Source organism: Microcystis sp. M_OC_Ca_00000000_C217Col, assembly GCF_007095585.1.
Taxonomy (GTDB): Bacteria; Cyanobacteriota; Cyanobacteriia; order Cyanobacteriales; family Microcystaceae; genus Microcystis; species Microcystis panniformis.
This window is the reverse complement of the sequence record NZ_SFBV01000060.1, coordinates 1-9,407: the sequence shown is the minus strand read 5'-3', so window position 1 is coordinate 9,407 and position 9,407 is coordinate 1. Positions and strand designations below refer to the sequence as shown.

Sequence of the window (9,407 nt, the reverse complement as noted above, 5' to 3'; positions counted from 1 at the left end):
CCCTAAGCCGAGTTTTCAAGGTGCTGCGCCGTCCACTTGGTTTTCGAGACTGGCCTTTTAATTCTAACGTAAAGCCAACCTAGAACGGCGGGGTTTCAGACCCAAAATTTCCGATGACCGACGGCTAAAATAACTGACTTCGTCTCCCTCCCCGGTCAAGATTGAAAGCGATAAGCTAGAGTGTGAGAAGTGAAAACCTTTTAATCTCGTTTCGCCCCTAGAGGATAATAGCTCGATGTTGCGAATTATCACAGAGCCATGGTCAGCCAGAACGGAACTGAGACGAATTCGGGAACGGTTCGACGATCCGGAAATTCGGGAAAAAGAATCGCTTGTCCGAGAGATTGTCGATCAGGTGCGACTTTCTGGCGATCGCTCGTTGGTGGATTACACACAAAAATTCTACCAACAGTCCCTTAATCTACAACAACTTAAGGTGAGTGGCTCGGAACTCGATGCTGCTTATCAACAGGTGTCGCAGGATTTATTAAATGCGATCGCTGTTGCCTGTGCAAAAATGGAGGCTTTTCACCGTCAGCGTCTTCCCAAAGCTTGGGTGCAGTTTCCTGAAGATGGTACGGTTCGGGGGAAACGCTATCAACCGGTTAACAGTGTGGGAATTGTCGTTCCTGATGGTAAACGAGCCTATCTCAGTTTATTGCTCCAACAGGCGATTCCTGCCAAAATAGCGGGGGTTAAACGGATTGTCATGGTATCTCCTGCTGATGAGGATTTACGCATCCATCCGGCGATTTTAGTGGCAGCCCAATCGGTGGGTATTAGTGAAATTTATCGGGTGGCTGGACCACAAGCGATCGCTGCTTTAGCCTACGGCACAAAAACGATCGCTCCTGTGGAGATGATTGCTGGAATAGGTGATTTTTATACTAATTTGGCTAAAAAACTGGTTTCTGACCATGTAAAAATCGATTATCTCTCTATTACTTCTGATTTGGTTATTATTGCCGATAATCAGGCTAATCCCAGACAGTTGGCCCTAGATCTATTAGCGCAAGCGGAACAGTATTCCCTAGCGGCTGCGATTTTATTGACGACGGATAAGGCTTTAGCTTTAATAGTACAGGAAGAAGTACAAAAACAGTTACAGATACATCCCCAGAGATTGTTAACGGAAAAAGCGATCGCTCATTATGGTTTAATCGTGGTGGTGGAGTCATTGGAAAAAGCGATCGAATTATCGAATCTTTTTGCTCCCACCCATTTATCCTTAATGATCGATGAACCTTGGGAAAAGCTATCTTCTGTGAGACAATCGGGAACTATTCTCCTCGGTTCTACTACTCCAAAAGCGGTGGCTGATTATTTGGGTTGTCCCGTGGGAGTGGAAACTTTTCTCGATTCCGCTACTTTGATCGAATATCCTGCCGATTCTTTCGCCTCCATAGCCCATAATCTACAAATATTAGCCCAAGCGGAGGGCTTTACGGCAACGGATGCGGGTATAGAATCCCGAGGCCAGGACAAGAACTAGAAAAACTATAATCTTCTCAAAGCAACGATTGGGTCTAATTTAGCGGCACGATGAGCGGGAACAACACCGAAAATCAGACCGATGGCGCTGGAAACTCCTAAAGCGAGAATTATGGCAGGGATTGAGACACTGGTGGTTAAAGCAGCAAAAATTCCCGCTAGATACATTCCTTGAATGCCGACAAAAATCCCGATAATTCCGCCAGTGGTGGCTAAAATCACCGATTCAATCAGAAATTGACCTTTTATATCCCCTTCTTTCGCTCCTAAAGCCTTTCTTAACCCGATTTCTTGGGTTCTTTCCGTGACTGACACGAGCATAATATTCATGACACCGATTCCCCCGACAAAAAGGGAAATACTGGCGATCGAGGCTAACATTCTAGTTAAACTATCGTTAGTTTCTTTGGCCATTTCTAAGACTGCGGTTTGGGGGAAAACCTGCACATAATTCTCGTCGCTGACCTGATGACGCATTTGCAGCAGGTTGCTAATCTGAAACTGAGCGGCTTTAATTTGGGCAGAGTTTTTGGCCAAGACAGAAATATGAGTCAGGGGAATGCCATAGATAGCTCTGCGGCCTTGAACCTGATTAGACATGGTAGTTAGGGGAATTAAAGCTCGATCGTCCTGATTAGCCTCAAATAAGGAGCCTTTCGCCTGTAAAACTCCAATGACTTGAAAACTAAGATTGCCGATGCGAAGATTTTCGCCGACGGGATTGCGATTACCAAAGAGATTTTTGGCTAATTCCGATCCCAAGACAATCACCCGATTATCCCGTTTCAGGTCAGATTCCATAATAAATCTACCTTTAGATAGTTGACGGTTACGCACGTTTAGGTACTCGGCTCCCACCCCGATTAGGGGGCTATTACTGGTTCTATTACCGAAGGATAAAATTCTTTTACCGCTCAATTCGGGAGAAATGGCGGCAATGGCGGGAACTTGAGATGCGATCGCTTGAGCGTCTTCGTAGGTGAGCGGCCGGGGATTAGGAATTGTCCGCCGGACATTGCGCGAGGAGGTGGACACAAATAAAACATTCGGACCGAGGGCTTCAAACTGCTCGATAGCAACTTTTTGCGCTCCTTCACCCACTCCCACTAGGGCAATGACGGAGGCGTTACCGATAGCAATTCCTAGCATGGTCAGACCACTACGCAGTTTATTGGCCATCAAAGCGGAAAAAGCCATTTTCAGGTTTTCGAGCATTTCCATGGTTAGTTATATTCAGTGATCAGTAAACAGTGATCAGTAAACAGTGATCAGTAATCAGTAATCAGTAATCAGTGATCAGTAAACAGGTATAAAGATAAAGATATAGCGGTTCTCACACCTGTGTGGCACACTTAAACCTTTGCTAATTAAGCTTTTCAACATCGATAGTGTACCTCTTGCGAACAGGAAACGCTATAACTAACGGCTCTTCGTTACTTGGTATGATTCGATCAGGGGGCATAAATCGACTAAATCCTTATAGGGCAAGAGACTCAATTGATTAGCTCGTTCTAGATAGAAAACAATTGGCAAAAATCGAAGCAATGTCTTTCTATGTAAGGGTTTTATCCTTTATAACCCCCCTCCATTGCATAACACAAACCGAAGAACCCTTAAAACTTACATCTGATAACTTACATCTGATAACTGATAACTGATAACTGATAACTGATAACTGATAACTGATAACTGATAACTGATAACTGATAACTGATAACTGATAACTGATAACTGATAACTGATAACTGATAACTGATAACTGATTAGCGTGCAGAGATTTGGAGCGTTTCCGGTTTGCTTAAATCGCCGGTAATAGTTAAACTGCGCCGATTAGCGTTGAGATGACGGACAATTTTATAGATGGCTTCAACTTGGTCACTAGCACCAATTTTGGCCGCTAGAGTGGCTAGGTCGAGAGAAGTGCCCGTTTCCCGAACAACTTGCACGATTTTTCTTTGTAAATCCAGAATAGAAGCGGCGGCTTTTTTCCCTGCTTCTACCCCGGGTTGATGGTAGGCGTTAATGTTAACTAAACTAGCATAGAAACTAACGGCCCTTTCGTAGAGGGCGATTAAGGCCCCCACCTGACGAGGAGTAACCTCTGGGATAGTGATGGTGATAGAGTGACGACTATTTTCGTATAAAGCTTGTCGAGTACCTTGCAGTAATCCTGAGAGGAAATCGCCAGCAGTGGAGCCGGTTTCCACTTCGATGGAATCTCCTTGTCGGTCTTTTAACACTTCAATAAAAGTGGCGAAGAAATTGGGGACACCTTCGCGTAATTGTTGGACGTAGGCGTGTTGGTCCGTGGAACCTTTGTTACCATAGACGGCGATACCTTGGTAAACCTTATTCCCATCGAGGTCTTTTTCTTTACCGAGGGACTCCATGACCAATTGTTGCAGATAGCGGCTAAAGAGATAGAGACTGTCTTTGTAGGGCAGAATCACCATATCTTTCTCTCCCTTGCCATTGCCCTCATGATACCAAGCTAGAGCCAGTAGGGCGCTAGGATTTTTTTTTAGGTTATGGACGCGGGTGGCGATGTCCATTTCTTTGGCCCCGGCTAACATTTCATCAATGTCGATACCCTGCAAAGCGGCCGGGAGAAGACCGACGGCGGATAGTTCTGATGTACGACCACCGACCCAATCCTGCATGGGGAAACGAGTTAGCCAATCTTGGGCGTATTTGTCCAGTCGGCTACCCGGCATGGTGACGGCGACCGCGTGTTGGGGAAAGTCTAAATCCTGTTTTTCGTAAGCGTTGCGGACTTCTAACATTCCGTTTCTCGCTTCGGGAGTGCCGCCGGATTTACTGGTGACGATAACGAGGGTGGTAGCTAGGGGTAAATGGGCTAAGGTGCGATCGATGCCTTTGGGGTCGGTATTATCAATAAAAGCAATCTCTAAGGGGGGATTAAGGGGGGATAGAGCCGAACCGACGAATTGGGGACCCAAAGCAGACCCCCCGATGCCTACACAGAGAATATGGGTGAATTTTGACCGATTGGGCGGCTTAATCGCTCCGGAGTGAATTTTCTTGACAAATTCTTTGATCTGTGCTAAGGGTTCGGTGATTTCGTCCCGCAATTCCTGGTTAGGAGCGAGTTCAGGAGCGCGCAGCCAGTAGTGGCCGACCATACGCTGTTCGTCGGGATTGGCGATCGCACCCTGTTCTAAGGCTGCCATATCTTGGAAAGCACGCTCAAATTTTGCTTCTAGACCTTTGAGAAAAGCCTCATCGAAGGGAATCCGACTGACATCGAGATAAAGTTCTAGGTTAGGGTGATAGTATAACCAATCTTGGTAACGTTGCCAGAGTTGCAGATTATCCATAAAAAAAAGCGAAATTTTTGTTTAATTACTCGTTTAGGAGAGATAGGATTCTATCCTCTCCAATCATCATACAGGTAGTTTTAGACTAGAAGATGACGGTTAAGCATATATTATGGGGTTGGCAAAATGTTAACAGTGACGGAACTATCCCCTAATTGTTCGGTTTGCTGGTGTTGGCTGTTGATTTTTTAACTGGTTCTATGGCTATCTACTCATCCCCTCTCAAAATCGGTAATTTAGCAGTGCATAGCCGCGTCTTGCAATCACCTTTATCTGGTGTCACCGATTTAGTTTTTCGGCGCTTGGTGAGACGCTTTGCTCCTGATTCGATGCTCTATACGGAGATGGTTAATGCGACAGAAATCTCCCAGCTGCAAGAGTTACCGCAATTGATGGTTATCGGGGACAAAGAACAACCAATTAGTATGCAATTATTTGATTGCCGTCCCGATTTTATGGCTGTGGCGGCGGAAAAAGCGGTTAAAGAAGGAGCGATGACCATCGATATTAATATGGGTTGTCCCGTTAATAAAATTACTAAAAAAGGCGGCGGTTCTTCCCTTTTACGACAGCCAGAAATTGCCGAGCAAATTGTTAGGGAAGTGGTGAGAGCGGTATCGGTGCCAGTAACGGTGAAAACTCGCTTGGGATGGAACGCTCAAGAGATTAATATTATCGATTTTGCCCGTCGTTTGGAAGATGCGGGAGCGCAAATGTTGACCCTGCACGCACGCACTAGGGAACAGGGTTATCACGGGCCAGCCGATTGGCAATGGATTAAACGGGTGAAGGAGGTTTTATCGATTCCTGTCATCGCTAATGGTGATATTGTTTCTGTGGAAGCGGCGATTAATTGTTTGGAATTTACTCGGGCCGATGGGGTGATGTGTTCGCGGGGAACCCTCGGTTATCCCTATTTGGTGGGGGAAATCGATTATTACCTCAAAACAGGCAAAAAGTTGCCGCAACCTACCTCTATTGACCTGTTAAACCTAGCTAAAGAGCATTTACAGGGGCTATGGCTATACAAGGGACAACGCGGTATTTGGCAAGCCAGGAAACATCTGGCTTGGTATTGTCAGGATTTTACTGGTGCGGCGGTTTGGCGCGATCGGTTTTCGCGGATCGAATCTCTGGGGGAGGGCTGTGATTTAATTGATGGAGCTATTGCCCAATTAAACCTTGAAAACGAGAATATTTACAGATAACGGTGCTATAAGCTGTAGGTTCTTACGAACCTTTTGCTGGTTCGTCAGCATCATCGACAAGGTACATTTACTATCTAGGGGCTGCTGAAAAAGTACGGGCGAAGGACGCGGGCCGATGAAGACGCAAGGTTTTGAAGCACGATTCTCTCAAAATCTTGCACCTGTGGGAGCGAGAAAAGCCACAAAACCCTTACCTTGCCTACATTTCACCTTTATTCAGCAAAACCTACCTAAACCTGCTCACGGGTTTCAGCATTATGGCGCAATTTGCTTGCCTGCTCCTGACTATCGATAATATCAGGTCGGGAGCCAATAACCCCAACGCTTTCCCAATAAGCAACTAGCTCCAGCCCTGTTTTAGGAGGATTTTGTAGATAACTCATTCTCTAGCTCTGAAGGTAAATTTAGGCTGACGCTGTGCATAGACGTTTTTAGCTTATAATCATTTACTTGAATCAATGAGCATGGTGCGTTTCCCAAAATTGATCGCTGCAGCGGTAGGAATTGCATGAGGGAACGCACCCTACAGCTACATTGCTCTAGCGATTTAAGACATCATTGCGATGAGTAACAGAACCTACAATCTGCACCACCTCATCAATTAAGGCTTGAGTAACTTCCAACTCAACGAGGGTAGCAACTAAATCCTCAGCGATCGCATCGAAGTGGCTATCGGTTAAGCCCATCTCAGCCACTAATTCTTTATGTGCATCCCTCATAGGACGACCATTCCATTGTTCAGCACCACCAAAAGCATAGGTCATAAAGGCTTTTTGATGTTGTTTCTGTTGTTGCATATCTGTAGGAGCGAAGAAACGCTGGACTCGCTCATCTGCCAAAACCTTTTCATAAAATTTTTCTACAGCTAGATCAACAGCCGCTCCACCACCAAGCTTTTCATACAGTGTTTTCATTGAAAATTACTCCTTAATTGTATGAGTTCAAATGTGACACGAGACAGATGGGAGAAGTTGAAATGTTCAATAATCAAAAAGATTAGAGTATGGATAAATCGTAATTCATCTGTATTAGCAGCCCGCTCGTTGGAGCAAGGAGTATGTCTAACGGTTGAACTCACTCGCCGCCAATGACTTTGGATGATGTAGATAAGTTTAGCACAAGGTCCGGTGCAGTGATTGGTTAGATCGCTCCTAATTCTTACCTAGAATCTTGTCATACTCGGAGTGCGACCCAACCCAGAACCAAACTATCTTTTCTTCGTCTGACTTCTTAATCCCTAATGCTCGCCATCCAATGCCGACTCTGACTGACCAGATTTTTTCTCTTGGTTTCACCTCTTTGAACTCTAGGCTGGGGTGAAATGGATTTTCTTTCCAAATCTCGTAATTTTTCTTGGCTGTTTCTTGTACCCTTTGCGGCAAACTGAGAAAAAGTTGACGAAACCTCTTGGTTCTGGCTGACTTCATTCTGCCCCAAAGCCTTTATCTTCTGTTCTCCCCTCTTGTTCTTCTATCAGGGCTTCCTGTGCCATTGTTATTAAAGCTCCCAATTCCATATCTTCGTTAGAAAGGCTTTGCTGCCATTTTAATTCACTTTCAATATCTTCTAGCAATTGTTGAGCAAGTTCATCTTGAAGATGCTCTGGCAGTTTCTGGATTTCTGTGAATGCTTTTTGCAACAGAGTAGTCATGTTTTGTTCATGTTTTACGCGTATTGGACTATTTTACTACTTTTTCTACTCTCTATTAATTATCCAGAAACTTTCCGAATAAGGAGAGTAAGGATATGCCGAAAGTTTCCGCATATCACCCCGTTTTGTCGATTCCTGACAATCAGCCGAAATAACATCAGCTTTTCCCCAAGATTTCAGCACCAATTGTTCAATCTGACTGCACTTCGTAACAAAAATTTACAACTCGATCATAAGCGATCGCACTCCCATCGATCACTGTGCCTAGACGTTTTTAGATTATTATCATTTACTTGAATCAATGAGCATGGTGCGTTCCCCAAAATCGATCGCTGGAGCGGTAGGACTCGCATGAGGGAACGCACCCTACAAGAGCAGCGATCATAAGTAGTCATGCAAAATTAATTACCTGCCCGATCGAGCTAAAACCCTTACGGGGCAATGATCGTCATGTGTAAATAATTTTGCCTAGGTACTTACTAAGTAGTCATGCAAAATTAATTACCTGCCCGATCGAGCTAAAACCCTTACGGGGCAATGATCGTCATGTGTAAATAATTTTGCCTAGGTACTTATTCCCAAGTTAGAGTGATACCTTCTAGGTTACATACTCTCTGAATAGTTTCCAGTTTACTTTCAGTCAATTTCCCAAATAGGTGAACTCTCATTTTATGCTTGGGATAATACTGTCCATAACTCTTTATTTGTCCAATCGCTGATTTCCAGCCTTTTGTATTTTTGACTTCAATTATTTCCGTATTAGTTAAGACATCTATTCTACCTACCTTATCAATGTAAACCTCGGTTTTTCCTCCTAATTCTCTAGCCAGTTTGTCCCGATACCAAGCCTCTGTCCCCTTTAAAGGAGTATTTATCTCCGGCTCAATAACTATGCCATTAACCTGATTAATAAAGTCCCGAATTGCTCCTCTTACTAATTTTTGAGCAGCATTGGGGGACTGTCTTTTCCGTTTAGCCATTACTTACTCAGTGAATAATTTAGAGATACCATACCCAGCTAAACCAATTACTGCTCCTACTGCCGCTACGGGAGCCATTGTCACTGCAACTGCCGTCCCTCCTACTGCTAATCCCATACCCCCAACTAATGCTGATATACCGGCTCCAGCACCCGCACCAATTGCCGCTGCTCCAATTGCCGTTGCGTCTTGTTCTTCTATTGCTTTTTTGGTTCCGTAAACTGCTGTGCCAACCACTGCTCCTGCTGCTGCTACTGGAGCCATACCGACTCCTAGAGCAGTTCCTCCTACAGCAAGTCCCATACCGCCAACTACTGCCGATGCACTAGCTCCAATCGCCGTACCCACTCCCACTGAAATCATTGCCTGTTGAACTTCTTCTGGCTTATTTTTGTCCGTCATTTCTGGCTTATTTTTGTCCGTCATTATTTTGCCTCATTTTTTAGGTTTAACTAATTAAGTACCTAGGCAAAATTATTTACACATGACGATCATTGCCCCGTAAGGGTTTTAGCTCGATCGGGCAGGTAATTAATTTTGCATGACTACTTATACATTATACAGAAACTTTCCGAATATACTTTGCACGGCTACAACTTGCATTTTTTACTCAAGGACAACGCCAATTCAAAAATGAAACGCATCAACCTCAAGAGTTGACAAAGAAAGGCTCATCAGGTACTGTCTGATCATTAACAAAAACAAATCAGACCCAAAAACGAAGCCCCCAACATCTTAA

The 9,407-nt window shown here is 44.5% G+C and carries 10 protein-coding genes; 2 read left to right on the top strand and 8 right to left on the bottom strand.

Annotation, left to right across the window (positions count from 1 at the left end):
• Positions 1–235: 235 nt before the first annotated feature.
• Positions 236–1,492 (top strand): histidinol dehydrogenase, encoded by a 1,257-nt coding sequence (hisD, locus tag EWV66_RS03650; RefSeq protein ID WP_004161562.1) that lies wholly within the window; start codon positions 236–238, stop codon positions 1,490–1,492.
• A 5-nt stretch (positions 1,493–1,497) separates the two neighbouring features.
• Here the strand turns inward: hisD and EWV66_RS03645 are convergent, their stop codons facing one another.
• Positions 1,498–2,712 carry an ABC transporter permease gene (locus EWV66_RS03645; protein WP_052278021.1) on the bottom strand — a complete coding sequence of 405 codons (1,215 nt, stop codon included), beginning with the start codon at positions 2,710–2,712 and terminating at the stop codon, positions 1,498–1,500.
• 542 nt (positions 2,713–3,254) lie between these two features.
• A complete protein-coding gene (locus EWV66_RS03640; protein WP_052278022.1) occupies positions 3,255–4,829 on the bottom strand; it encodes a glucose-6-phosphate isomerase in 1,575 nt (524 codons plus the stop codon).
• Between the two features lie 200 nt (positions 4,830–5,029).
• On the opposite strand from EWV66_RS03640, the gene dusB reads away from it, so the two are divergent.
• Complete coding sequence (dusB, locus tag EWV66_RS03635; protein WP_052278562.1) at positions 5,030–6,037, top strand: tRNA dihydrouridine synthase DusB; 1,008 nt, start codon at positions 5,030–5,032, stop codon at positions 6,035–6,037.
• A gap of 230 nt (positions 6,038–6,267) precedes the next feature.
• Here dusB and EWV66_RS03630 read toward each other — a convergent pair whose 3' ends face one another.
• The 6 genes from EWV66_RS03630 to EWV66_RS03605 form a co-directional block, all read right to left on the bottom strand.
• Positions 6,268–6,420: a hypothetical protein gene (locus tag EWV66_RS03630; protein WP_004161554.1), complete on the bottom strand. Its 153-nt coding sequence runs from the start codon at positions 6,418–6,420 to the stop codon at positions 6,268–6,270.
• A 156-nt stretch (positions 6,421–6,576) separates the two neighbouring features.
• Positions 6,577–6,951: a group I truncated hemoglobin gene (locus tag EWV66_RS03625; protein WP_052278023.1), complete on the bottom strand. Its 375-nt coding sequence runs from the start codon at positions 6,949–6,951 to the stop codon at positions 6,577–6,579.
• Between the two features lie 237 nt (positions 6,952–7,188).
• The gene (locus EWV66_RS03620) at positions 7,189–7,464 is read right to left on the bottom strand and encodes a ParE family toxin-like protein (RefSeq protein ID WP_046660479.1); all 276 of its coding nucleotides are present in this window, start codon (positions 7,462–7,464) and stop codon (positions 7,189–7,191) included.
• Positions 7,461–7,688: a hypothetical protein gene (locus EWV66_RS03615; RefSeq protein ID WP_052278024.1), complete on the bottom strand. Its 228-nt coding sequence runs from the start codon at positions 7,686–7,688 to the stop codon at positions 7,461–7,463. The genes EWV66_RS03620 and EWV66_RS03615 overlap by 4 nt, the downstream gene beginning before the upstream one ends.
• A 572-nt stretch (positions 7,689–8,260) precedes the next feature.
• Positions 8,261–8,668: a hypothetical protein gene (locus tag EWV66_RS03610; RefSeq protein ID WP_052278025.1), complete on the bottom strand. Its 408-nt coding sequence runs from the start codon at positions 8,666–8,668 to the stop codon at positions 8,261–8,263.
• Positions 8,669–8,671: 3 nt separating this feature from the next.
• A complete protein-coding gene (locus EWV66_RS03605; protein ID WP_052278563.1) occupies positions 8,672–9,070 on the bottom strand; it encodes a hypothetical protein in 399 nt (132 codons plus the stop codon).
• Positions 9,071–9,407: the final 337 nt, after the last annotated feature.